22 protein-coding genes and 1 pseudogene are annotated in these 24,637 nt (G+C 61.0%); 11 read left to right on the top strand and 12 right to left on the bottom strand.

The genetic code is table 11. From position 1 onward, the window contains the following. Positions 1-258 precede the first annotated feature (258 nt). From CQ14_RS29250 to CQ14_RS29240, 3 genes are all read right to left on the bottom strand, one after another. The gene (locus CQ14_RS29250; RefSeq protein ID WP_057861390.1) at positions 259-720 is read right to left on the bottom strand and encodes a nuclear transport factor 2 family protein; all 462 of its coding nucleotides are present in this window, start codon (positions 718-720) and stop codon (positions 259-261) included. A 62-nt stretch (positions 721-782) separates the two neighbouring features. Next, positions 783-998: a hypothetical protein gene (locus tag CQ14_RS29245; protein WP_057861279.1), complete on the bottom strand. Its 216-nt coding sequence runs from the start codon at positions 996-998 to the stop codon at positions 783-785. After that, on the bottom strand, positions 995-2,104 hold the full coding sequence (locus CQ14_RS29240; protein ID WP_057861278.1) for a cyclase family protein: 1,110 nt from the start codon (positions 2,102-2,104) through the stop codon (positions 995-997). Before CQ14_RS29240 ends, CQ14_RS29245 begins: the two co-directional genes overlap by 4 nt. A gap of 116 nt (positions 2,105-2,220) precedes the next feature. Between CQ14_RS29240 and CQ14_RS29235 the strand changes: the two genes are divergently transcribed. The 7 genes from CQ14_RS29235 (at position 2,221) to CQ14_RS29205 (ending at position 11,464) form a co-directional block, all read left to right on the top strand. Then, positions 2,221-3,267, top strand: coding sequence for a CobW family GTP-binding protein (locus CQ14_RS29235; protein ID WP_057861277.1), 1,047 nt, complete (start codon positions 2,221-2,223; stop codon positions 3,265-3,267). Positions 3,268-3,542: 275 nt separating this feature from the next. Continuing rightward, on the top strand, positions 3,543-5,138 hold the full coding sequence (locus tag CQ14_RS29230; RefSeq protein WP_156435560.1) for an ABC transporter substrate-binding protein: 1,596 nt from the start codon (positions 3,543-3,545) through the stop codon (positions 5,136-5,138). A gap of 60 nt (positions 5,139-5,198) precedes the next feature. Beyond that, positions 5,199-6,134: an ABC transporter permease gene (locus CQ14_RS29225; RefSeq protein WP_057861276.1), complete on the top strand. Its 936-nt coding sequence runs from the start codon at positions 5,199-5,201 to the stop codon at positions 6,132-6,134. A gap of 67 nt (positions 6,135-6,201) precedes the next feature. Further along, positions 6,202-7,023, top strand: a complete 822-nt coding sequence (locus CQ14_RS29220) for an ABC transporter permease (RefSeq protein WP_057861275.1) — start codon at positions 6,202-6,204, stop codon at positions 7,021-7,023. Next, positions 7,020-8,000, top strand: coding sequence for an ABC transporter ATP-binding protein (locus CQ14_RS29215; RefSeq protein ID WP_057861274.1), 981 nt, complete (start codon positions 7,020-7,022; stop codon positions 7,998-8,000). Before CQ14_RS29220 ends, CQ14_RS29215 begins: the two co-directional genes overlap by 4 nt. After that, entirely contained in the window at positions 7,993-9,045 is a 1,053-nt protein-coding gene (locus CQ14_RS29210; RefSeq protein ID WP_057861273.1) for an ABC transporter ATP-binding protein, read from the top strand. Before CQ14_RS29215 ends, CQ14_RS29210 begins: the two co-directional genes overlap by 8 nt. Before the next feature lie 214 nt (positions 9,046-9,259). Continuing rightward, positions 9,260-11,464: an ABC transporter substrate-binding protein gene (locus CQ14_RS29205; protein ID WP_245320596.1), complete on the top strand. Its 2,205-nt coding sequence runs from the start codon at positions 9,260-9,262 to the stop codon at positions 11,462-11,464. Between the two features lie 82 nt (positions 11,465-11,546). Here the strand turns inward: CQ14_RS29205 and CQ14_RS29200 are convergent, their stop codons facing one another. The 6 genes and pseudogenes from CQ14_RS29200 to CQ14_RS48360 all read right to left on the bottom strand — a co-directional run. Further along, positions 11,547-12,101: a thioredoxin family protein gene (locus CQ14_RS29200; protein WP_057861271.1), complete on the bottom strand. Its 555-nt coding sequence runs from the start codon at positions 12,099-12,101 to the stop codon at positions 11,547-11,549. A gap of 59 nt (positions 12,102-12,160) precedes the next feature. Further along, positions 12,161-13,003, bottom strand: coding sequence for an amidohydrolase family protein (locus tag CQ14_RS29195; RefSeq protein ID WP_057861270.1), 843 nt, complete (start codon positions 13,001-13,003; stop codon positions 12,161-12,163). A 196-nt stretch (positions 13,004-13,199) separates the two neighbouring features. Continuing rightward, on the bottom strand, positions 13,200-14,108 hold the full coding sequence (locus CQ14_RS29190; protein WP_057861269.1) for a J domain-containing protein: 909 nt from the start codon (positions 14,106-14,108) through the stop codon (positions 13,200-13,202). Between the two features lie 288 nt (positions 14,109-14,396). Then, a complete protein-coding gene (locus CQ14_RS29185) occupies positions 14,397-14,885 on the bottom strand; it encodes a hypothetical protein (protein WP_156435558.1) in 489 nt (162 codons plus the stop codon). A gap of 232 nt (positions 14,886-15,117) precedes the next feature. Then, positions 15,118-18,276: an AAA family ATPase gene (locus CQ14_RS29180; RefSeq protein WP_057861267.1), complete on the bottom strand. Its 3,159-nt coding sequence runs from the start codon at positions 18,274-18,276 to the stop codon at positions 15,118-15,120. Between the two features lie 24 nt (positions 18,277-18,300). Beyond that, positions 18,301-18,426: pseudogene (locus tag CQ14_RS48360) on the bottom strand (double zinc ribbon domain-containing protein); the annotation flags it as partial. 487 nt (positions 18,427-18,913) lie between these two features. On the opposite strand from CQ14_RS48360, the gene CQ14_RS29175 reads away from it, so the two are divergent. Continuing rightward, the gene (locus tag CQ14_RS29175; RefSeq protein WP_057861266.1) at positions 18,914-19,138 is read left to right on the top strand and encodes a hypothetical protein; all 225 of its coding nucleotides are present in this window, start codon (positions 18,914-18,916) and stop codon (positions 19,136-19,138) included. Positions 19,139-19,187: 49 nt separating this feature from the next. On the opposite strand, the gene CQ14_RS43975 is transcribed toward CQ14_RS29175, so the two are convergent. After that, positions 19,188-19,460, bottom strand: coding sequence for a hypothetical protein (locus CQ14_RS43975; RefSeq protein WP_156435556.1), 273 nt, complete (start codon positions 19,458-19,460; stop codon positions 19,188-19,190). Between the two features lie 362 nt (positions 19,461-19,822). On the opposite strand from CQ14_RS43975, the gene CQ14_RS29170 reads away from it, so the two are divergent. Next, a complete protein-coding gene (locus CQ14_RS29170; RefSeq protein WP_057861265.1) occupies positions 19,823-20,191 on the top strand; it encodes a hypothetical protein in 369 nt (122 codons plus the stop codon). 273 nt (positions 20,192-20,464) lie between these two features. Continuing rightward, positions 20,465-20,980 (top strand): Spy/CpxP family protein refolding chaperone, encoded by a 516-nt coding sequence (locus CQ14_RS29165; RefSeq protein ID WP_057861264.1) that lies wholly within the window; start codon positions 20,465-20,467, stop codon positions 20,978-20,980. 118 nt (positions 20,981-21,098) lie between these two features. Here CQ14_RS29165 and CQ14_RS29160 read toward each other — a convergent pair whose 3' ends face one another. Continuing rightward, positions 21,099-21,587: a hypothetical protein gene (locus tag CQ14_RS29160; RefSeq protein ID WP_057861263.1), complete on the bottom strand. Its 489-nt coding sequence runs from the start codon at positions 21,585-21,587 to the stop codon at positions 21,099-21,101. A gap of 500 nt (positions 21,588-22,087) precedes the next feature. On the opposite strand from CQ14_RS29160, the gene acdA reads away from it, so the two are divergent. Next, on the top strand, positions 22,088-23,281 hold the full coding sequence (gene acdA / locus CQ14_RS29155) for a 3-sulfinopropanoyl-CoA desulfinase (protein ID WP_245320594.1): 1,194 nt from the start codon (positions 22,088-22,090) through the stop codon (positions 23,279-23,281). 38 nt (positions 23,282-23,319) lie between these two features. Here the strand turns inward: acdA and CQ14_RS29150 are convergent, their stop codons facing one another. Beyond that, the gene (locus CQ14_RS29150) at positions 23,320-23,673 is read right to left on the bottom strand and encodes a DUF2200 domain-containing protein (protein WP_057861261.1); all 354 of its coding nucleotides are present in this window, start codon (positions 23,671-23,673) and stop codon (positions 23,320-23,322) included. Between the last annotated feature and the right edge of the window lie 964 nt (positions 23,674-24,637).

Genomic DNA, 24,637 nt, shown 5'->3' with positions numbered 1-24,637 from the left:
GTCGGTTGCGGCAACCTTGAGCTGACTCCGACCACGGCGCACAGGGCTGACGGCATCCTATTCTGTCGGCGACGCCAGCGGGAGACGCTGACCGCGGCAGCGGATGACAAGCCGGAAGCGGCACAACTTCCCGTCGCCCGATCCGGCGTCCGACACTGGTGAACGACATGGAAGGGGCGGCAGCGAGCCGCCCCTTTTTGTGGCCGGAAGCCCGCCGATGCGTTTGAGCCAGGGCCACCGTCGTCATCTTCTTGAGAGTTACTTTGCTGCTTGTTGCGCCTGCGGCGGCGGCTTGGGAACCGACGTCAGCATACGGATCTTCCATTGACCGTTTTCGCGAACATTAACTGACGACCAAATAACATTTGCCTCCAGCGGATCACCTTTCTCGCTCTTGCCGGTGACGCGAGCTTCGCCGGTTTGCATCACCATGTTCTCTGATAGTTCTTGAACGTCGCTCGTCTTTATTTCCAGATGGTTCATGCCATTCTTGAACGCGCCTTCGTAATACTTCGTGTTGTCAGGCTCAATTCCATTCTGAGTCACACGCAGGTAGTCCTTCGTAAAAAGAGAAGTAATGCCTGCAGCATCCTGCTTGTTGAAGTGCTGCTCATATGATGAAGCTACCTTACCAAGTTCGTCCTTGAGATTTTGATCTGATGCAGTCGCGGGAATTACCGATAGTAACAGTGAGAAACATACAGCTTCGAATCTGCGCATGATGTTACCTCCTTCTGTTGAGCCTCCCTCGAGGTTGGAGACCAGGACTGCCTCCACGCTCCTTAGTCAGCGATTTCCGATATTTCCATTTGATGCAGATCAACGGTTTGCCTTGTCTGCAAGGTATGCGGCGCGGCTGGCTCTGTGGCCATCACGTGCCAAATTCGCATGACATGAAGACCGCTGAAAGCGCCCGTCTTCGTCAGGGTGGATTCGATACCGAAGCCGAATACCGGCGTGGGCGGTCCGCCCGCCCACGCGCCATACGACTGCGTCATGTAATCGCGATCGGGCAGCCGTTGCTTCCTGTCGCGCCCTTGATGGGAGCCGGGGTAAAGCAATAGACGAACTGGTACTTCTTGTCGGCGATCAGCTCGTCGAAGATCAGGTTCTCGTGGTTGTGTATCCCGTGCTTGGTCTGCAGCTCGGCATGGACTGCAAAGGCGAGCGACTTGTCGGGATTGGGCACCACTTCGACCGCCCAGTTGTCTGCCGCAGTGAGCGCGAGGTCCTTTTCAATCACCCATTTGGCGGCGTCGAGGCCGATACCCGGCTCTCCGCTGTTGAAGCGGTCATTGTTCTTCATCCACAGCGAGCCCCAGCCGGTATGGAACATGATGGCGTCGCCCGGCTTGACGTCGCTCTCGGGAATGTTCTGCTTCTGCAGCGCCGCCTTGATATCGGCCGAGGTGATCTCCTGACCGGCATCCATCATCCCGCCCTTGAGTGCGACCATGTCGATCAGATGCGCGCGGGTGAACAGGGGCTTGAGCTTCTCAGCGCCGAGCTTCTTGAGACCGTACGCGTCGCTGATCTCTGCCGCGGTGAAGCCGTTGTAGAACCGCATCTCGCTCTTGTCGCCATCCTTGCCCATCTGGATGCCGATATGACCAAGGCCGTCGAATTGCGTGCCGGTCTGGGCGATCTCGGTGGCGAGAAACTCGTCGTGATAAACGAGCTTGTTGTCGCCGAACGGGCCGCCGGTCGGACTGCCGGGAATGCGCAGCGCGAACACGCGCGCGCCGAACAGCGGCATGGCGGCCTCATAGGTGCGGCCGATCTTGTAGATCTTGCCGTCCTTGATCCATTTCGCGGCGTCGAGCACCTTCGCTGGCGTGATGTGGTTGGATGCGCCGGCCTCGTCGTCCTTGCCCCATTTCGAGGGCCACCATGGCTTGTCCACTCCCTTGGGCATGGAAGTGGCCGTCTGCGCCTGTGCTGTGGTGACCGGCGCGAGCGAAAACTTGCCATGCATCGCACCCGCGAGCGCCGCTCCCGCAGCGCCCGCCAGGCCGGCGGTGCGTAGCAAGGTGCGGCGATCGGTTTCCGCCATTCCGCCTTTGTGCTCCTGTTGCTCCTCTTGGCCCCTGACGTCATCGTCCATCGTTGCCTCCCAGGTTGTGCCCAGAAGCTGGGCTTAAAAATTCATTTTCGGCATGCTCCTCCTCCGCTAGGCTGCTGTCCAGCGACAAAAATAAGACGGTTGAAGTGAGGGCGCCGATGAGCCTCTTCGAGAACGACAAGTCAGCCGAGCGCATGCCGGTATCGCTGATCACCGGCTTTCTCGGCAGCGGCAAGACCACACTGCTCAATCGCTTGCTTCGCCACGACGCCATGAGGGACAGCGCCGTCGTTATCAACGAATACGGGGAAGTCAGTCTCGACCATCTCCTCGTCGAGCGCGTCGATGGCGAGGTGGCCGTGCTCGCGAGCGGTTGTATTTGTTGTACAATCCGCAGCGACCTCGAGGAGACGCTGCGCGCACTGCTGGTGAAACGCGATCGCGGCGAAGTGCCGCCATTTCGCCGCATTCTGGTCGAGACCACGGGTCTGGCAGATCCTGCCCCGATCGTGCAGCTGCTGCTGAACAATCCATTGGTCTCGCATTTCCTGCGGCTCGATACCGTCGTGACGACGGTAGATGCCGCCAACGCAGTTCATCAGCTCGACCATCAATATGAAGCGGTGAAGCAGGTGGCGCTTGCCGACCGGCTGCTGATCACCAAGTGCGATTTGGTCAGCAACGTTGCCACATTGGAGTCGCGTCTCCGTCGGCTCAACCCCGGCGCCAGGATCGAACGCGTGATGCATGGCGAGATCGATCCGGCGGGGCTATTCGGCGCCGGCCTGGTCGATCCCGAGAAGAAAGCGGTCGATGTAGGGCGCTGGCTCAACGAGCGGGCGTTCGCAGGATCCAGCGAGCCGGCGCACGAGCACCACGATCACGCCCATCACAGCCACGATACATCGATCACCAGCTTCATGCTCGCGTTCGACGAACCGCTCGACTGGATGGCCGTTTCGCACTGGCTCGCGTATCTTCGCAGCGTGCGCGGAGAGGACCTGCTGCGGGTCAAGGGCATCCTCAATCTCCGCGGGGAACAGACGCCGGTCGTGATCCACGGCGTCCACCATATCTTCCATCCACCGGTGGCCCTCCCCGAATGGCCCGACGCCGACCACCGCTCACGCATCGTGTTCATTACCCGCGGCATCGCGCGCCAGGAGGTGTTCGCACTGTGGCAGGCAGGCCGCGAAGCAGCCTGATACGGTCATGCAGAAGCTTGCAGGATATCCCAGGCCTGCGGGCCATAGGCAGAACGCCTTTGCCTCCTTCTGCACGCCTGATCGCCTTCAATTTGTGAGTCGCCGGAAACCGACAGATCCCTCCTCTTGCTGCCTTTCTATGGTTGCCTCCCCTCGCGTCGGCGCTGCACAAATATTGGCCCGATCGCCATCAACGCGAAACGAGGATCTTGCGCTCGACATGCTGCGAGTGGTCAACTCGCTGATCGGAATACGCGTGTGCTGTTGGAGAAAACATGATGTTCAGGATGATTGCGATCGTGGCTGGCTTGGGGCTGGCACTCTCCGCCACGGCGGAAGCCCAGACGCCGCGCAAGGGCGGAACCATTCGCATGACGGCGCCCTATGGCTCGAGTTTCACCAGCATGGACATTCATACGACCCAGCGCGCCCAGGACGAGATCGTCGCCAAGGGTCTGCATCGCTCGCTCTACATTTGGGACTCCGCGGAGGGCAAGCCGGTTCCGGAGCTTGCCAAGGAGGTCATCGTCTCGGGTGGCGGTCTTGTTCATACCTTCAAGCTGCGCGACGATGCCTATTTCCACCACGGTCGCAAGATGACGGCTGACGACGTCATCTGGAGCTTCAATCGCATCATGGACGGCACCAAAGCCTATCCCGGCGCGCGATTTGTCCGCGTGATCGAGGGCGCGGCCGAGGTCGAGAAGGGCCAGACCAAGGAAATCTCCGGCTTAAAGAAGATCGACGACTTCACGCTCGAAATGAAGCTGACCGAGAAAGTCGATCCAGGCTTCTATTTCTTCACGGCGCTGACATCGATCTATCCCGCCGATGAGGGCGCCAAGGAAGGCTTCATCCAGAAGCCGATCGGCCTCGGGCCATTCAGGTTTGTCGAACATGTGCCGGGATCGCGCGTCGTCATGGAGCGGTGGGACCGGTTCTACAAGCCAGGCAAGCCGTATGCCGACAAGCTCATCGTCTCGATCATGGGCGAAGCCGCGGCGCGCGACGTCGCCTTCCGCAACAAGGAGATCGACACCTCGGTGCTCGGGCCGGCGCAGTATGTCGCCTATCAGGCCGACCCCAACCTCAAGGGCACCATCGCTGAAGTCGCCGAGGTTTTCACGCGTCACATGGGAATGAACCCGACCTTCAAGCCGTTCGCCGACAAGCGGGTCCGGCAGGCGATCAATCACGCGATCGATACCGACCTGATCATCAGCAAGCTGGTCAAGAACAAGGCCTATCGCGCCACGAGCTGGCTGCCTCTGACATCGACCTCGCCACTCTACGACAAGACGATGAAGCCCTACGCCTTCGATCCCGCGAAAGCAAAGCAGTTGCTCGCGGACGCCGGCTATCCCACCGGCTTTGAATTCGAATGGACGACCAGTCAGAATGAAAGCTGGGGCCTGCCGATCGTCGAGGCCATTATCCCGATGCTGGACCGCGTGGGCATCAAGGTGAAGGTCAAGCAGGTCGAGACCGCGGTGCTGGCGGACGCAATCAAGAAGGGCGACTTCCAGGCCTATGTCTATTCCATGTCGACAGGCCCGGATCCCCAGGCGGCGCTGAAATGCTTCTACTCGTCAACACCGCAATCGGCCTGCAACTACACGACCTTCAAGAATTCGGACTTCGACAAGATGATCGATGAGGCCGGGCAGACCGACGACGCCGCCAAGCGCACCCAGCTACTGCAAAAGGCCAATGCCCTGCTCTATGACGAAGCGCCGGTCTGGTTCTTCAACTACAACAAGGCGGTCATGGCGGTGCAGCCGTGGCTCAAGGGGATTCAGCTGAACGCGACGGAACTGACCCATCAAAACGTCGAAGACCTCTGGGTCGATGAAACCTCGCCCGCGAAGTGACACGCGCGCTCACCCTCCCTCCATCGCAAAACACGATGGCGGGAGCGAGGAACAGTTCCAATGCTCGCCTTCCTGATCCGTCGAATCCTGCAAACCGTTCCGACCGTACTGGCTGTCGTGCTGGTGATCTTTGTGCTGTTCAGCGTCGTTCCTGGCAGCATCGTATCGAGCATGAACGATGACGGCCGGGGTCCGACCGACCCGCAGGTCGTGGAGCGCATGAAAAAGCAGCTCGGCCTCGACGATCCCGTCTATGTCCGCTTCGGCGCCTACATTGCCAAGCTCGCGACAGGCGATTTGGGGACGTCGTTCCGCACCCGCGAGCCGGTCACGACCATGCTCGCCAAACGGATGTGGCCGACGCTGCAATTGATATTCGCCGCCATGACGTTTGCGATTGTGATCGGCGTACCGCTCGGCTTCGTCGCAGCGCTGAAACCGGGCAGCATCGTCGACACGATCTCGATGGTCCTGGCGGTGTCGGGTCTTTCGATGGCCAAGTTCTGGCTCGGGCTGCTGCTGATGTACCTGTTTGCGTTGAAACTCGGCTGGCTGCCGAGTTTTGGCTATGGCGATGGAGGGCTCAAATATCTGATCCTGCCTGCCGTGACACTCGGTGTCTCGCCCATGGCGCTGCTGGCACGGACGACGCGCGCCGCGGTCCTCGAGATCATGACCGCGGATTTCGTCCGGACGGCGCGCTCGAAGGGCATGAGCGAGACCCGGGTCGTGAAGTGGCATGTGATGCGCAATGCCCTCGTCATCATTCTCACGACGATCGGCCTGCAATTCGGCGCGTTGATGGGACAGGCGGTCGTGGTCGAGAAATTGTTCTCCTGGCCGGGCATCGGTTCGCTGCTCGTCGACAGTGTGCTGCAGCGCGACATTCCCGCCGTGCAGGGCTCTATCTTCGTCGTGGTGCTGTTCTTTCTCGCGACCAATATGTTGATTGACGTGCTCTATGGCGTGATCGATCCCAGGATCAGATACGCATGAGCGGTGGTCGGCGTTATCATGCCTGCGCGCGATTGACTGAACCGCCAGCCGCGGCGGGGCGGACGCGATGAAGCTTGGCGCCAGTCTCATCATCGGCGGAGCGTTGTTCGCCCTTGCGATCTTCGTCGGCCTGTTCGCGCCCTGGCTGGCGCATACGGATCCCGTCATGGATGCCAATCTCATGAATGCGGAAGAGCCGCCGAGCTGGATCTGGTGGTTCGGCACCGATGCGCAGGGCCGCGACATTTACTCCCGCGTCGTGCACGGCGCGCGCATCTCGCTGACGGTCGGCATCGTCTCGCAGCTCGTCAACAGCGTCATCGGCGTGACGCTCGGCTTGACCGCGGGCTATTGGGGCGGCTGGTGGGACGATTTCGTCAACGGGCTGACCAATCTCATGCTCGCGATCCCCTCGCTGATCTTCGCGCTTGCCATCATGGCGGTGCTTGGACCCGGCCTGACCAGCCTGCTGATCGCGCTCGGGCTGACCAACTGGTCCTTCACTTGCCGGATCGCACGGGCCTCGACGCTCTCGCTCAAGAGCCAGGGCTATGTGCAGGCGGCAAGGGTGCTCGGCTACGGCGATATGCGCATCATGATCACGCAGTTGCTGCCGAACATGCTCGGACCCATCATCGTGATCGGCACGCTGGGCATGGGCGGCGCGGTATTGGCCGAAGCCGCATTGTCGTTCCTCGGCCTTGGAATCCGCCCGCCCTATCCAAGCTGGGGCAGCATGCTGTCGGAGGCCCGCGACCAGATCACGACGGCGCCGTGGCTCTCGATTTTCCCGGGCCTCGCCATATTCCTGACGGTGCTCGGCCTCAATCTGCTCGGCGATGGCTTGCGCGACATTCTCGATCCACAGTCCCGGAGCCGGCGCACATGACGGGCCCTCCCCTGATCGAAGTCGAAGATCTGCGCATCGATCTCGATGTCGGACCGAGCCGCGTTGCGGCGGTCGAAGGTGTTTCGTTCCGCATCGATCGTGGCGAGACATTCGGCCTTGTCGGCGAATCCGGCAGCGGCAAGAGCATTACGGCGCTCGCGCTGATCGGCTTGTTGCGCCAACCGCTTTCGATCGGCGCCGGCGCTATACGATTTGAGGGCCGGGAGATCCAGGGATTGCCGGCGGCCAGGCAACGCGCGCTGCGCGGCAACCGCATCGCCATGATCTTCCAGGAGCCGATGACGGCGCTTAATCCGGTCTCGCCCGTCGGCCGGCAGATCGCAGAGATGTTCGTGCTGCACAAGGGCAAGAACTGGCGGGAAGCCAACCAGCTGGCCGTCGAGGCGCTCGCGAGCGTCCGCGTCCCCGCCCCCGAGCGACGGGTGAACGATTACCCGCACCAGCTTTCGGGCGGCATGCGACAGCGCGTGATGATCGCCATCGCACTCGCATGCGGGCCGGACCTTCTGATCGCCGACGAGCCGACAACCGCCCTCGACGTGACGGTGCAGGCGGAGATCATCGAGCTGATGCGGAATTTATGCGCCGAAAGAGGTACGGCCATCTTGATGATCAGCCACGATCTGGGCCTGGTCGCCAACGTCTGCCGCCGCGTCGCCGTCATGTATGCCGGCCGCATTGTCGAGCAGCGCGGCTCGGCCGATATCTTCCGCGCCTGCGCGCATCCCTATACGCAAGGCCTGGTCGACTCGCTGCCCCGGCTGGGGAGCCGCGCAGTACTCGGCCGGACACGGCTCAGGGAGATCGCGGGCGTCGTGCCGGCGATCGCGGATTTCCCGAACGGCTGCCGATTCAATCCGCGCTGCGCGCGAGCGACCGAGATTTGCCGGACCACCGCGCCGGAGACGACGTTGCTCGGCGCAGACGGACTAGTCAGGTGCCATCACCATGCATGAACCTGCGAGGCGACCTGATGGCGATGTCATCCTCAGCGTCGAGGATCTCGCGGTCCATTTTCCGGTTGGCGGCGGATTGCTGGGCGGCGGCCGGCGGCTGTTGCGCGCGGTCGACGGCGTCGATCTCGAACTGAAGCGCGGTGAATGCCTCGGTCTCGTCGGCGAATCCGGCTGCGGCAAGTCGACCCTCGCGCTTTCGATACTTGGCCTGCAGACGCCGACGCGAGGCCGCATCGTGCTCGACGGGCAGGTCGTGACGGGCCGGCAATCGGTCGACCGCAAAGCATTGGACCGAAAAGCATTGGCCCGTATCGTGCAAATCGTGTTTCAGGATCCCTACGCCTCCCTCAATCCACGCCAGACCGTTCGCCGCACCCTTGAAGCCCCGCTGCGCCTGCACGGTGTGACGGCCAAGAGCGAGATCGAGGGACGCGTTGCCACGATGCTCAGGCATGTCGGCCTCCGGCCCGAACAGGCTGACCGCTACCCGCATGAATTCTCGGGCGGCCAGCGCCAGCGCATCGGCATCGCCCGCGCGCTGATCCTCAATCCCAAAATCGTCATCTGTGACGAACCCGTATCGGCGCTGGATGTCTCCATCCGTGCCCAGATCATCAACCTGCTGCTGGAATTGAAGGAAACGCTCGGCCTCTCCTACATCATGATCAGCCACGACTTAGGCGTGGTCGAGCACATGAGCGACAGGGTCGCCGTCATGTATCTCGGCCGCATTGTCGAGACCGGCGACTGGCGCGAAATCTTCGAACGGCCGGCGCATCCGTATACGCGAACCCTCATCGCCGCGATTCCCGATCCGCTGCGCCACGCTCCGCTCGCGACGACAAAGGGCGAGCTTCCCAATCCGCTCAGCCCGCCGGACGGATGTGCGTTCAGTCCGCGCTGTCGTTACGCCGAAGCCGTGTGTCATCGTGAGCCCGGACCATCGCTGGAAACGCGTCCCGACGGACACGCGGTCCGCTGCTGGCGAGCCGATGAGATTGCCGGTCAGCCGGCGTTGTCCGCGACCGAAAGCGGACATCCTTAAGGGACGGAGAGCAGCCCCACCATGGGTCTGGCCCGGACGCCACCACAACGCGCTTTCCTTCGTCCGATTTGAGTGGCCGTAGATCTTGCCGGTGGCGATGGGGCGGCTTGAAAAACGCTCTCAGCGGCGGCAATCTCGGCCTTACTGATGCCCCGACCTGCAGAATCTCGGCCTATACCGATCGCAAGGATCGACGATGAAGCAGCGGCCTACAATGTGGCTTGCCGTTGTTGCGGGCGTCGTCCTGGTGCTCGCTGTCGCCTGGGCCGCCACCCTCTGGATTCGCCCCGAGCCTATTCGCATCGCCTTCGCCAGTTCGCTCTCCGGCTCGTCCGCCCCGGCTGGGGAGGAAAGTCTGGTTGCAACGCGGCTTGCAATCGACGAGGTGAACGCCAAGGGCGGCGTCAACGGACGGCCGATCGAACTCGTTCCGTTCGACGACGCAAGCAACCCAGCCGTGGCGCGCGCGAATGCGCAGGCGATCGCCGACAGCCCATGCGTCGCCGTGCTCGGACATTATCTCAGCTCCGCATCGCTCGCGGCAGCGCCGGTATACAAGGATGCGCGGATCCCGGCGCTCACGGGAAGCGCGGCTGCCGACGAACTGACATCCGCCAATGAATACTATTTTCGTGCGCTGTCGCCGATCTCCGAGCAGGCACGCTCGGTTGCGGAACATCTGCGCGCCGTGATGAGGGAACCAAAAGTCCGCCTCGTTCACACGCGCGATTCCTACGGCAAAAGTTTTGCGCACGGATTTGCGTCGACCTATCCGATGGAGCTGTTGCGTGTGTTCGGACTGGACGTCGCCCAGGGTCAGATCGGGTCGATGGACGAGGCGCTGGACGCTGCCGCGCAGGAACCCGGACCCGGCGTTGTCGTCATCGGCTCGGCGGCCGATTTTATCGCAGACATCGTCAAGGCGCTGCGCCGCCGCGGCATCAAGGGGACGATCATCACATCCCAGGGCGCGGCCCGCGAAAGCTATTTGCAGAATTTCGCTAACGAACCCGAGGAAAAAACACGTCCGGGCTTCTTCAGTGAGAATCTGTATGTCGCATCGTCGCTGATTTTCGACAGCGCCGGCGTGGCGGCGCAGGCTTTTGCCGCTGACTACATGGCGAGAGCGGGAACCCCGCCAAGCTGGGTTGGCGGCGGCGCGCATGACGCCGCGCGCCTGATGATCGATGCGCTAAAACGGGCCAACCTTGAGAATCGATCCGACAGCAAGGTTGCAGATCGCGACCGTATGCGCATCGCACTCGCCGCGATCAATGGCCCGAAATCGGCGGTAGCCGGGCTGACGGGGTGGCTCTATTTCAACGCGAACCGCGACATTCCGCGCCCGATCCGAATGGGCTTCTTCCGTTATGGTCGGTACGTCACGGCGCCACTCCAACTCGTGCGCATCGATCAGCCTGATGGAATCGATCTCGCTGCGGAACACGAGAAGGGCCATGTCATCGAGTTCGAGGATCGGCGCTACTGGATCCAACGCGTCGTCTATACGGGCATCGATATCATTCGCGTCAACCGGATCGACCTGAAGCAAAATTCGTTCAACGTCGACTTCTATCTCTGGATGCGGTTCGCTGGCGATGACGAGGGGCAGACGCGCGTCGAATTTCCGGCCTTGCTGGATCGCGGGGCGTTCGAGCCAGCTCGGCCGATGCAGGCTGGAAAGGAAGATGGCCTGAGCTATCGGCTCTACCGCATCAGCGGCGATTTCAAGGCCCGTTTCGATCTCCACCACTACCCCTTCGACACGCAACAATTGCTTCTGCATTTCCAGAACACGGAACAGCGGCGGGAACTCATCACCTATGTCATCGATCGGTTCGGCTTGCGCCTCGCTGACGATAGAAGCTCGCTGGCCGGGGACGGAGCCTATTCCGGACTTCAGCTCTGGCGATTTCTCGGACTGACCTATTTCGTCGAATCCCTGTCCAGCGGATCGACGCTCGGAAAGGCGTCGTTGTTTGGTGCCGAGGCAAAGACGGAATTCGCCGGGTTCGACGCGGCCATCATGCTGGGCCGCAGCTCCGCCATCTACATGCTGAAGAACCTGCTGCCGCTGTTTCTGCTCGTGCTCGTCGTATTCGCGACGCTGTTCTTTCCCGAAACCATGATTCGTGAACGCGTGACGATTCCAGTGACCGCGATCCTGACGAGCGCAGTGCTGCTCCTGGCGGTGAACAGTCAGATCGGCGATGTCGGATACACGTTGGTGGTCGAAGAGATCTTCTACATTTTCTTCGGACTATGCCTGATGACGATATTGGCGGGCTACGGACATGAGAAACTTCGCGACGCCGGCCGAAAGAGCCTCGCCATTGTTTTGGATCACGTAGCGCAGGTCGTCTATGTCGGAACGGTGCTCGCTGTCATCGTCCTGCTCTACCGGCGTTATGCCGTGTGAGGCAAGCGTGGATACCTCGCCGGTTGAGCCCATGCTCGCCGGTCTGTCAACGCGTAGCCGGAGGGGCGCTCAAGGCTCCGCTTTATTCGTCCTTCCATTTGATCGAGCAGCCAATAGACGCTTTTTGGTCAGCCGGCGCCACACCGGTGAGCGCTATTGCACGCATAGCCTCGACAAGCTCCCGGGGTGCCCCCGCGTGAGGCGGAGATGTGCGGCCCTCGTCGAGCCGGCCGCGATACTTGAGCTTGCGGTCGGCATCGTAACCGAAGAAGTCCGGCGTACAGACCGCCCCATACGCCCGAGCGACTGTCTGGGTCTCGTCATGGAGGTACGGAAACGGAAAATCATGAGCCTTGGCGAAGCGCTTCATGTTCTCATATGAGTCTTCGGGATAGCTCGCCGCATCGTTCGAGCAAATCGCCGCAAAGCCTACGCTCTCCGACATAAGTACACGGGCGTCCGAAACCATGCGGTCGATCACCGCTTTGACATAGGGACAATGGTTGCAGATGAAGACGACGACCGTGCCTTTTTCGCCGGCAACGTCATCCAGTGCGTAAGTCTTGCCGTCGGTGGCCTCAAGCCGGAACTCAGCCGCCGGCGTATCAAGAACGGCTTGGGTAGATGTTGCCGCCATATCGCACCTCCTTGTGTCCAGATATATGCTGCGGCAGTGCTGCGTGCTACGTCATCATGCTAACCCTTCTTCGGTGACCAGCCATAGGCCTTGGCGCAGGCGCCGCCCATCAGCATCGCCCGCTCGGTGTCGCTCAAGCGGGTGGTCTTGAGAAACGGCTCGACGGCCTGCTCGTAATTGACGACGGCGAACGCGCGCGTCCAGTCCGTGCCCCACAGGCAGCGATCGAAGCCCCAGGCATCGAACACGCGCTCCAGCGGGTCCCAGATGTCAGGAAAAGGATACGGCTCGCGTGACAGCGTGCAGGCGCCGCTGACCTTGATCACGGCGTTCGGCCGGCTGGCAAGCTCCAGCACCTTCGGAAGCTCGGCCCATGGCTCCGGCGGCGCCGGCGGCACGCGCGGCTGCAGGATGCCGAGGTGGTCGATGATGAAGCGCGTGTCGGGATGCCGATCGATCAGCACCCTGCCCGCGTCCAGATTGTCCCAGCACAGCAAATTGACCGGAAAATCATGGCGAACCGCCGCGCGCGCGATGCGGTCGAGCCCGGGATCGTCAGGCGCGCGCGCCGCCTCCTTCCGCAGCATGATGCGGATGCCGACCGCGCCCGGCGTCTTCTTCCATTCGGCGACGACGTCGGCCACATGTGGGTCATCGGGATCGACCGGCTTGACGATGGCGAGCCGGCCGGGATGCGCCCGCTGCACCTCCACGGCATAGCTGGCGTCGTAGCGATACATCGAAAAGGCGGAAATGAAGATCGCGCCGTCGACGCCCACCTTGTCCATCGCCGCCACCATCTCGTCACCCGTGACGTGATCGGGCCAGTTCGGCACGGTGTGCCAGGGCCGCTTCGGCGTGTTCGCCTCATAGGCATGAACCTGGGAATCGATAATCGGCATCGGGGCGCTCCTCTGTACGGAGCGATTTTGGACAAAGCGACGCGCTCATGTCCAGACGGCAAGGACGCGGCGCTGCAATGCGTTTGACGGCGCCCCGGATCAGCGCCTCATCCGCCCCTGGCCCGGGAGAAGGCAGAAGGCGAAAACGCAGCCATCCTGTTTCAGATGGTGTGGCGGATTACGCCGGAGCCTGTCATCACCGCGCGAGCGCTTTGCGCTCGTCGTGGGTCGCGCGTTGCACAGACCCGTCAGCGCGCGCCTGCTCGGAAAGGGTCCTGTTTCGGCTCAGATCATCAATGCGTTTGGCTACGGCAATGTCGGAAACTGCTCCCTTCAGATCGCCCATGCGGTGCAGGACAATCCCGCGATCAACGTAGCAATCCGAGCACGCGGGGTCCTGCTGGATCGCCAAATCGAAATTGGCAAGCGCAATGTACAGATCCCCGCTGCGATACGCCGAGACGCCCCGCTCCCGATAATATTTGACGTCTTTGGGCCCCAACTCGCGAGCCGGGGAAACATCTGCGCTTGCAGAAGCAATGCCTGTCGTCACCGCAGATGCAATGCTGTCCGGTCTGGCCGGCGCCTTGAGATTCTCGGGTTTCACGTCGAGCTTCGTGTCGGCCCCGACATCTTCGGGCTTGTCGCCTGGGCGAGTCCGGTCCTGCGAGGATAGTTCGGTCGATCTGACGGCGACGGTCTGCGCCACCTCGCGCCTCGATATCTCGGGCACCTGCGCCGAAGCGAGGGGCAGCCTGTCGACGGGTTTAAGCAGGAAGTAGCCCGCAATAAACACGGTCGAGGCGACGGCGCTCACTATTGCGTCAACGCCGAGCCTGCGGATGCGAGTGGCGTAGATACTGCCCTTTGGTTTCTGACCTTGCTGCCGGCGCGCCACTTCGAGCAGCCGGTCATAAGCCGCTCGTTGCCGCTCATCGCTCAGAATGGCGTTGGCGCGAACAATCCGCCTGAACGTGTGTGGAGCTTCCGGATCGCCGGGATTGAGGTCGGGATGGTTCGCCTTGACGGCCCTGCGGAAGGCAGACCGCAAGCCTTCCGCGTCGTCGTCCGGAAGTGCACCAAGTAAATCGTAAAGAGTTTTCATAGTTACTTTCTAAAAAATGATCTTCGAAAATTCCCTCCCCAAGCCAAACACCATAAAATAAAGCCCCAAACCCGCGAAAACGTGAGACGGCGGAATGGCAAAAAAGGGACCAAATTGAGGAATGTCGCCCCGCCATTGTCATCAAGATGACACAGGCCTTACCGGGCACCGATAGTTGCTATTGATGGAATTTGGAAGTGTGTGCCGCGGCCATGCGCGACCTTTTGCGAACGCCGAGACTCGCACCAACCGTCGACGAGACTAAGCCAGCCCCGGCTGCACGGAGTGTTACCGAACCGGCGTTGGCTGCCGGACCGGTTCAACCTCGCATCTGCTCGATGATTGCAGCAAGCTCAGGCGGTCGCGCGCAGCCTTCTCTGCAGCCTGGTAGCACTGCCGCTCGTATTCGACCTTCAGGCGGGCCCATTCATCCGGATCCACGGTCTTGAGGTCGGATCTTTTGAACTCGCAATCCGGTGCAGGCTGCGGTGAAAGCAGCGCCGGATCCGGCTGCCGGATCTTTACCTCGGCATGGCGATGCGGTTCGGAGTGTCGGCGGGGCACGGCCGCACGGGCGGGAGGCGCCTTGACTTCGCGCTGGACCGGATTGAATTCGCGCTGCACCGGATTGCGCGCGCAACCGGCAACGGAGACCGCGCACAAGATAGCGCAGACGGCCAACAATTTCGGCGCAAGCGATTTCAGGCTGGCGGCATTCAACCGCTCACCTGCAAGCTCACAAAATTCCTGAGCACGCCCTGCACCGATGATCGCCATGATAATGATTCCGAATCAACGCGGGTCTTGCTGGAGCGCCGATCAAATGGAATTCCGCGGAAACGCGGCGATCATGGCCAGAAAATTTGAATCGAGCTCTAATAATTACAATGAATCAAATCTAAATCGTCCGCCGACAACGTCGGCCACGTCAAGATATCATCAGGAGTCGACCGGCTTGACGATGGCGAACCGGCGGCGATCGTCTAAAAGCCGTCGCCGGACGACGCCTTCAACTGATCTCGTCGAGCAAGGCCTTGGCCTTTCGCAGATCGCTTGTATCAAATCCTTCGGTGAACCAATCGTAGATGGGCGCGAGAAGGTCACGGGCCATTTTCCGTTTGCCCTGACAGCGCAACAGCCGCGCCGAGCTGGTAGCCGCGCGCAATTCCCAGGACTTTGCATGCTGCGCTCGCGCGATGGCGAGCGAATGCTCGAAATACGCTTGCGCCTTCACCTCGCCCCGCTGCGGCCACCTCAGCGCGATTTCCCCGGCAACGCGATGAGCCTCGGCCTCGCACCATCTCTCCTTGGTTTCCCGCATCGCCGTCATGGCCTTGCCGATGCAGCGCCAGGCATCATCGAACTGGCCCGAATCCGCATGCGCAATTGCCAGCATGAACTCCTGCTCCGGAGTAAAGATCGTCGATCCGGCCGACCGCCATAGATCGATCCCCGCCGTGACGGTCTCGACCGCTTTCGCCGCTCCCGTCAGCGTCAGGATATAGCCCCGCCGCAACACGCCTTCGGCTTTCCGGAACGGGGCGCCTTTCTCCTCCGCCAGCGCGACAAGCTCTTTGAGATGCGCATTTGCCGCGTGGTAATTCCCGCAATAGGTATTAACAAGGATCGGGAAATTCAGCGTAAACATCAACGTGGCCGCATGCTCGACCTGGCGCGCTTCCATCAGCGCGCAGTCGGCATCGTTCAGCGCAGCTTCGGGATAACCGAGCAGCCATGAGGCCATTGAACGGAACGCCAGGCACGTCACCCGGAGGTCCTGGCCAAATCGCGTCATCAACCGGCGGTGCTCGGCGGGACGATAGAGCGCGAGGGCTTCGTTGTAGTGCGCCCTCGCTTCGACAAGGTCCCCCCGCAACGCGAGCGTACTTGCCATGGTGCGGTGTCCGATCATGCGCGGGACCGCCGCCCCCTCGTTGTCGCCGAGCTCCAGAAAGCGGCTTGCGAGCTCGCGCGCGACGTCACCGTTGAAGTTTATGAAATTGACGATCCACTGGCCAAAGAGGGTCGAGAGCAGCAGCGAGGGGTCATCGGGAGACTCTCCAAGCTGTCCCGCCTGCTCGATAAACGCCCTCGCCTGCGCCACCGCAGTCTTGGTTTCGGGAGCGCCATATCCCTTGACATGCATCAGCGTGTTCAGGAGCGCGACTTGCAGGATGATCTGCTCGCGTCGCAGGTCAGGCGTGCTGGGCAGGGTCGCGATTTGCGCCAGGGCCTGGCCGAGTTGCTCTGCTGCTTCGACCAACGCCGAGCGCTCCTGTGACCGTAGCCCCGCCTTGCCCCACAGACGCGCCGACTTCTCGATCAGGTCGGCCTTTGTGTAGTGACGCGCGAGCAGTTCGGGCTGGCTCTCGGCAATTTCCGGGAACTGGCTTTCAAGGATTTCGGCGATCCGCGCATGCAGCGCCCGCCTCGGCTCGCGCAACAGCGTACCGTAGGCTGCATCCTGAACCAGCGCATGCTTGAACAGGTAGCTCGCATGCGGCGGGATGCCGTGTCGAAACAACAAACCCGCTGCAATGAGCCGGTTGAGATCGGCATCCAGTTCCGCTTCGGGCTTTCGCGCGACCGCAGCCAGCAGCATGTGAGGAAATTGCCGGCCGATCGCCGCGCCGACCTGCGCGATGTCCTTTGCCCGCCCGAGCCGGTCGAGCCGCGCCATCAAGGAAGCCTGCAAGCTCGCCGGAACCGCCGCGACAGGCGCTGGTACCTGCTGCGCTTCGCTCTCTCCCTCCGCATCCAGCACTGCCTTGGTCATCTCCTCCACGAACAGTGGAATGCCGTCGGTGCGCTCGATGATGTCCTGGCGGACGCTCGCCGGCAACGACCGGTTTCCGACGACCCCCTCGATGAGGGAATTGATGTCGCGCGGCGCCAGCCGATTGAGGATCAGCTCCGTCACGTGTGGCCTCGCCATCCAGAGCGGGCTGAATTCAGGCCTGAACGTAACAAGTATCAGGAGCCGGTGGCTCACGGCCAGGTCTACCGCCCGGGCGAACAATTCGAGGCTGGTTGGATCGGCCCAATGCGCATCTTCGAAAATGATCAGCACGGGATTGATCCGCGCCAGCGCCTCGAGTTGCAAGCCAAGTGCTTCCAACGTTTTCAGTCTCCGCAGCTGCGGCTCGACTTCAACCGGGGGGTAGCGTCCATCGTTGGGCAGCGACAGCATTTCGGCAAACAGCGCCGCATGCTGAGGCGGCGTCGAGCTCTGCGCCAGCAGCGCATCAAGCTTGTCCGTTTTCGCTTGCTGGCTGTCCTCGTGAGCGAAGCGGGCGGCACGCCACATCTCGCCGATGACAGGATAGAGCATGCTGTCGGTATGCTGCGGCGAGCAGAAGCACCGCAGACGTATGTGCGGCTCGCGCGCAAGCTGTTCCAGCAGCGCGACGGTGAGCCGTGATTTGCCGATGCCCGCTTCGCCGGAAAGCAGCACCACCTGACCTTCGCCGGCCCTTGCCCGCTTCCATCGGCTCAGAATTAGCTCCATTTCTTCATCACGACCGATCAGCGGCAGCACATCGCCGCTTTGCAGCGCGTGCGATCGGCTGGTCACCGTCGTTCTGCCGGCGACTTGCCAGGCTGCAACCGGTTTTACGAAGCCCTTGATCTCGACTTTACCGAGATCGAGATACTCGAATTGCGGTCCCGCGATCGTCTTGGTGCGGCCCGAGATGACAACGGCGCCGGGCTCGGCGAGCGATTGCAGCCGGGCGGCAAGATTCGGGGTGTCACCGAGGATGCCATGCTCCTCGGAAATCGCGCTATCAGACATGTCGCCGACAATCGCAACACCCGTTGCAACGCCGACGCGCGCGCTCAACTTCTCTTTCGCCGGCAAGGCGGCGATCGCCTGCACCAGCGCGAGGCTGGCCTGAACGGCGCGCTCCGCGTCGTCCTCGTGCGCGTGAGGATAGCCAAAGCATACGACGGCGCCGTCCCCATGATGTCGCGCGACAAAGCCGTCGAAGCGGGCAACGGTTTCAACAATGCAGCGCCGGTAGCCGGCAATGATTGCGCTGAAATCTTCGGGATCGAGTCTCGCCGAGAGCGCAGTCGATCCGACCAGGTCGCAAAACAGGACGGTGAGCTGCCGGCGCTCGATCGGCCGCGGGTCACGCGCCGTCGGCGCCACCGCGCGGGACTCCACGCGCAATTGGGTCCCGCAGTCGCCGCAAAATCTGTTCAGTGCCGGGTTCGCCACGCCGCAGGCCGGACAGCGTCGCACGACCGCCGCTCCGCACCGGCTACAGACTTTTCCTTGCTCCGGGACTTCGGCTGCGCAATTCGTGCAGTGCATCCGCACCTCAAGGGAATCCAACAACGCCAGTACGATGCGTCGGAAGTCGAGCGATCCATATGATCTTGGTCACAACTCCAGTTCATTGGTCTCAGGGTTCCATAGCGATTCTAAAGCGCTGACGTTTGAGGTCAATCATGCCAGACCGCCTCTAAAGCGTGGCAGTGCCGCGAGATCCCAACGCATGTTTTCGTAGGATGGGTGGAGCCAACGGGTCGCGCGAACGCGCGCCCGATGACAGGCTCCGCGATACCCAACACTGCATCCGTTCCACCGACGATGGGTTTCGCTGCGCTCCACCCGTCCTACGAACCATAATCGTACGACCTGCAGGTGCTTCGTCGCGCTTTTGTGCATGTGGTGGTGCGGTCACAGTACCGAAACGCAACAGACGACCACAATCAGATCTCAAGGTCAGAGTTGTAATGAGGGAACCAACCAGACTCAGGTTAGATTCAGCGCGATTGAAACTTGGCTGGGGGCTGCAATGCCATACTTCAATTTTGATCTCGTCATCGGCGCAGAGTTCAAATGCCAGGGCGGCATGATCCTCGAAAACACGGAAAATGCGATCGATAAGGCTGACAGCCTCGCGGGCGAGCTTCGCATCGTTCGTCCCGAGCTCTGTTCCACCGGGTGCGCCGTGCGCGTAACCGACGGTGACAGTAACGAGCTCTACCGTACGCCGCTCGAGCTGATCGGCCGCAGATGAAATCGACCCATCGTGCGCGTAAGCGCACGAGACCGAATTGGTCCATGGATCACGGCAAGGGCGCCAATTGAGTTGGCAACGCTTTCCTGCCCACGGGACAGCCTGTTGGTCCCTGGGACTGAGGCCGAGCTGAAGATTCCCTGGAATGGTTCGGATCGGATGCCGACTGTTCCGCCGTACGCATGAACTCGGCCACGACCGTGTTCGATGACCATTCCACGTAACTAACGACGGCGAACGCAAGTGTGAGCAGGATGAGAAGGTCGACCACCACCGTGGCGGCCATTCCCTGCCAACGGATCTGGCTGTTGAGCAAGGGCATCGCACACCTCCCGAAACCGGGCTTGCGACGGCTTTAAAACAGCACGCGATTTCCAAATGTGAACTGCTTCACGTCTCACGCGCACTTGATGCCGCGACGGAGCACTGGGACGTCCTTCTGCCTGCGCGGTTCCGTCGCGCAATAAGCATCATTGAGAGCAGAGAACGCTTAAGAGGTACCCCGTAATATTGCGGATCCGCTGCGCAGCAGGCGGCAAACAGAAAAACAACAGTCTGCTTAAATGAGCAGATCACTCAGAAATGAGATTCCATTTTTCCCTGAATGTGACCTGATTAGTTGCCGGAGAGTTCGTGTGATTCGCAGAATGCTAAGTTTGGTGACAGTCCAGAACGGAGGCTGCCATGAAAGCGTTCGGTCGCGTACTGACGGCACTAGGTCTTCTTGTCTTATCTTCCATTCGGGCTGACGCGCACGATCCGTCGATGCCGCACCACGAGTGGTTCAACAAGCAGGAAATGAACGCGGCCGCCCGGCAGCGTCTCGGCGTTCCTTGGAAATCCTGCTGCGACAATGGCGATGTATTCAAGACCCGCTTCAGAGTCGGCGAAGATCGCTCGGACCAGTGGCAATACCTGAAAGACGGCGAGTGGAAAACCATACCGCCCGACGTCGTCAAGGAAGAAGATACCCCTGATCATGTCCCCGTGCTGTTCATCAACCGGCACACGGGGGTTGAGCTTTGCTTCTTCGTACCGCGAGGGGGTCTTTGACGGGCAGCCGCGATACGATGTGCGCATCTGAAAGATGCGCACAGGCGCCTGCACTCGCCGTCCGGATGTCGGTTCGTAGGCCCCGCTTCGCGGTCATTCGCACATGGCGGGACGATGTCCGGCAGCCCTGAATACCGGCGCAAACGCGGACACCGGTAGTTTGGTCTGCGCGTCAAAGAACTTCTCTGCTCCTTTGATTTGAATCAACGCGACCTCGCGGTGCGCGATCTCTTTTCCGCGGTGCCTGGGGGCTACCTACCTAGGAGATCGCCGATGATGAAAATAGTAGTGGTTGGAGCAACTGCACTCTTCCTTACTGCATCGCCGATTGCCCACGCGCAAACTCCCTCTCCCGCTACTCCGGAACGCTTGAATACGGCGGACCGGAATTCGCTGACGGACTTGCGCATTGAACTGATAAAGGCCGCGTTGCAGCTCACACCCGACCAGGAAAAATTATGGCCGGCCGTAGAGAGCGCCATTCGTGCGAGGGCGGAGGACCGGAAGGCCCGCGTTGCAAAAATCTCGGAAACGGTGGGCAGACGGGCCGACCAAAACCCCATCGAGGTCATGCGCAATCGTGACCCCATCGCGTTCATGCAACGCCGATCGGAAGCTTTGGCTCAGCGATCAGCCGATTTGGACAAGCTCGCCGAAGCGTGGCAGCCACTCTACAAGACATTTAGCCCCGAACAGCGGCGGCACATGGCGGCCCTCGCGCTCTTTGTACTCCACGATATGAGTGAAGCCGTAGAACGCCGTCGTGCGCAGCCCGACGAAGAGGACTGAAGCAGGGTAATTTGGTTCGTAATCTGCCGCGTCATGGTCGCAGCATACGCGGCTGACTGACTTTAAGCCTGGGCGAAGTCGGCTTTAGGTCACGGCTTCCCCGGGCTGTTCCGCCGCGTCACCAATTTTCCAGCAAACGCCGCTGGAGAGTCGCAGCATTGGGCTGCCTCGCGACCCACTCCCTGTTGTACTCGCCATCGATCATCACCCAATACGTACGGGTAGGCGCATCGCTCCCATTAAGTGAGTTGAAGGCGCATGTCGCCCTCTCTCGAATGATGGCGCCGATCGAGTCCTGGGCTTGGTAGTCGATGAGCGCGACATACCGAACCGGCGGCACCCGTGCGACTTGAACCATGGCTTTTCTGGTTGCCTCAGATACGGCGCGCATCGGGTCGGTGAAAAACTCGTCGAATGTGATGGCCCTCCTGGACTCCTCTACATTAATCCGTTGGTAGGTGGACGGAACCGCCAGCCGTTCCTTGACCGCCTTCTCGCAGGTCTGCACAAATTGAGAGGTGAACGGCGGGTTGCCACGAACGTAAGGGTAACCAAGGCCAACAACACCAAAGACCAGGAATACCGCGATTGCGAGCTTAGCCTTCATCTGTGACTCTTACCGGTCTTTGCCAACCCCGATTGCGTCCTGGCCAACGCGCGCACCTTGCACCACGTAAAATCAAAGAAACCAAAATCAGATGCAGATCATTTGGTTTGCAACCGTTACTAAACGCTAACGATGCAGCCTTTGGGTCACTAGCGGAAGTTTCTCGCCTCCCCCGCTCCATGTCCGTTCATAAGCGGACCTCTTTTTTCCGCCATCTCGCCTGAGAGGCAACGACGGATTACACCGGAGCATGTCATCACTGCGCGAGCGCAATTGCGCTCGTCGCGGGCCGCGCTTTCGCGCGGACCCATTGGGCTAACTGCCCTACGCGCCATTCTGTATTGCAATTGCACCCTGGCGAGAACACAATCGCAGGACGGATCAGCAATACCTTCCCCATTTGGAGGCAGTGGCGGATTACGCCTGCGGCCAACGCTCGACCGGAAGAGACGCTAATCCGCGCAGAATGGAAGGACGTCATGGAGCTCTCATCTCAGCAATTGGCGTTGAAGGAAAGAGCCCGCGCTCTGTCAAACGGTTTGCCGCGCAAACGCGCTGCCGAGATCGATCAATCGCGTGAGTATCCCTGGGATGTCGTAGAAGCGCTGAAAGCCGAGCGCTTCATGGGAATGACCATTCCGAAGGAATACGGCGGCCAGGGTCGGAGCTTCCTCGATACGGTGTTGGTCATCGAGGAAATGGCACGCTCGTGTACGGTCTCGGCACGTATCGTCGTTGAGGCCAACATGGGTGCGATCTCGACCGTCATGGCGTACGGCACCGATGCCCAGCGCAAGCGCGCTGCCGACCTCGTGTTGGCGGGCGACAAACCGGCCATCTGCATTACAGAGCCTGACGCGGGCAGTGACGCGAGCGGCATGAAGACGCGGGCCGACAAGCGCGGTAACCGCTACGTGCTCAATGGCAAGAAGCATTGGATCACCGGCGCTGGCGTGTCGCGTCTGCACCTGATTTTCGCACGCGTGTTCGATGAGCGCGGTGAGGAACTGGGCACCGGCGGTTTCCTGGCCGTGCGCGGGGAGGCCGAGGGGCTGCGCATGAGCAAGCGCGAAACGACGATGGGGCTCTGCGGCATGCCCGAGGGCGAACTCGTGTTCGAGGATCTCGAGATTACGCCAGACATGGTGCTGTTACCCCCTTCAGGCTTCAAGCGCGGCTTCGCCGATCTTATCAACGCCTACAACAGCCAGCGTGTCGGCGCGGGCACGGTCGCCATGGGGATTGCGGCGGGCGCGTTGGAGCATGCCGTTGAATGGGCCAAGGCGCGCGAGCAATTCGGGCGGCCGATCGGCGAGTTCCAGGGCCTGCAATGGATGCTCGCCGATATGCAGACGCAGCTCACCGCATCCCGCCTGATGCTGTATGCGGCGGCGTCCTCGCGCGGCCCTGGCGACAGCTCATTTCCAGATCCGGCCCTCGCCGCGCAGGCAAAGATCTTCGCGTCGGAAGCCGCGATCAAGATCGTGAACGATGCCCTGCAGGTGTTCGGGGCGCGCGGCTATTCGCGTGACTTCCCGCTTGAGCGCATGGCGCGTGATGTGCGCATGTTCACGATCGGCGGTGGCACGGCACAGGTGCTGCGAACGCTCGTCGCGAGCAAGGTTCTCGGCTGGAAGCTGCCGCAGACGCGTGACGGCTATGTGATGTCGAAAGCCAAAGTAGATCGGGACTAGCGCTGCCGATGTGGGCAGCGAACATCCAAAGCCCAGGATCATTTTCTTCGCAGAATTTTGTCCATTGCTTTTCCGCGCGCCAGCTCATCGATCAGTTTATCTAGGTAGCGAATTTCTCGCATAGTTGGTTCCTTGATATCTTCCACCCGGACGCCGCAAACCACGCCCTTAATCAAGGTTCGCGAAGGATTGATCTTGGGGGCCCCTGCAAAGAACGATTCAAAGTCAGTCTGTTCTTCCAGTTGAGTTTCCAGCTCCTTCTGACCATAGCCTGTCAACCAAGAGATGATCTGATCGACCTCTGTTTTTGTGCGTCCTTTCTTCTCTGCTTTCGCGACGTAAAGTGGGTAAACGCTTGCGAAGCTCGTTGTATAGATCCGGTGTTTTGCCATGAGTGCTCCGGGAGAATCTTATTAAAGCATGTAAGGCCCGGGATCGTCTGGCTGGCCGGGCACGCCTAGGTACACTGAAGCTGTCACTATTCCCGGGTTTGGCGCAAAGAATTTGCCCCAAACGCTAGTGAGGCAATGCGCTCAAAATCAATCCGATGCACGCGGCGTGTGCAAAAAATCGTTTTTCTGCAATAACCTATTTTTCATAGCAACTTCAACGTGATTTGCCCCGTCCAGTCGTCGCATCAAAAATATTCCGCTTCATCCTCAACCCAAATCACGCTTACAAATCCGGCCATCCCGTCCCGACAAGAGGGGCGTTGGCCATCGTCACGAACGTGGGGCGGGATGCGGTGGACGCGGCAGCGTCGGCGCGAGAAGTGTTCGCAGGGCGGCATTGGCCGTGAGTGGACACGGCGCGCAGGACGTACGGCGCTGAANCAAAACCGTGTGGTCCTGACACCCGTGGCTGGTGCCAAGCTGCCGGTGGCGAGTTTGATCCAACCGGATCGATCTGGCCATCAAGCCGGCCGTGATGGAGGCAAGAGGAATTCGTCTCCAGGGAGAGCTCGGCATAAGCCGTCAACCCATCGCGCAGGGAATGCCGGGCTGCTCCGGCTGTACCTGTATGCTCGTGTGCGTATTCCCTAGCGCATTATTGCACACGAGACCGTGGGTGCAGCAAGCACCCGGCATTCCCTGCGCCCTCTCCTTCAGGGCGAACGAATTTGCAAAGCTCGGGCATCGCGCCGCGAGAACGCCGACACACATTCACTTGTCATCGCCCGGCCTTGTGCGCAATTGCGCACTGGGACCGGGCGACCCAGTATCCCAGAGGCAGCAGTGATTGAACCGATAGGCCGCAGCGTACTGGCCCCCGCCTGCGCCGGGGATGACAATCGAGTGGCGCGTCGCTATCCCAGCGTCATTGCGAGCGAAGCGAAGCAACCCATTGTCGCCTCGC

This window comes from Bradyrhizobium lablabi, from assembly GCF_001440475.1.
In the GTDB taxonomy this organism is placed as follows: Bacteria; Pseudomonadota; Alphaproteobacteria; order Rhizobiales; family Xanthobacteraceae; genus Bradyrhizobium; species Bradyrhizobium lablabi.
Note: the sequence above shows the minus strand (reverse complement) of the source record. Positions and strands in the feature narration are given on the sequence as shown.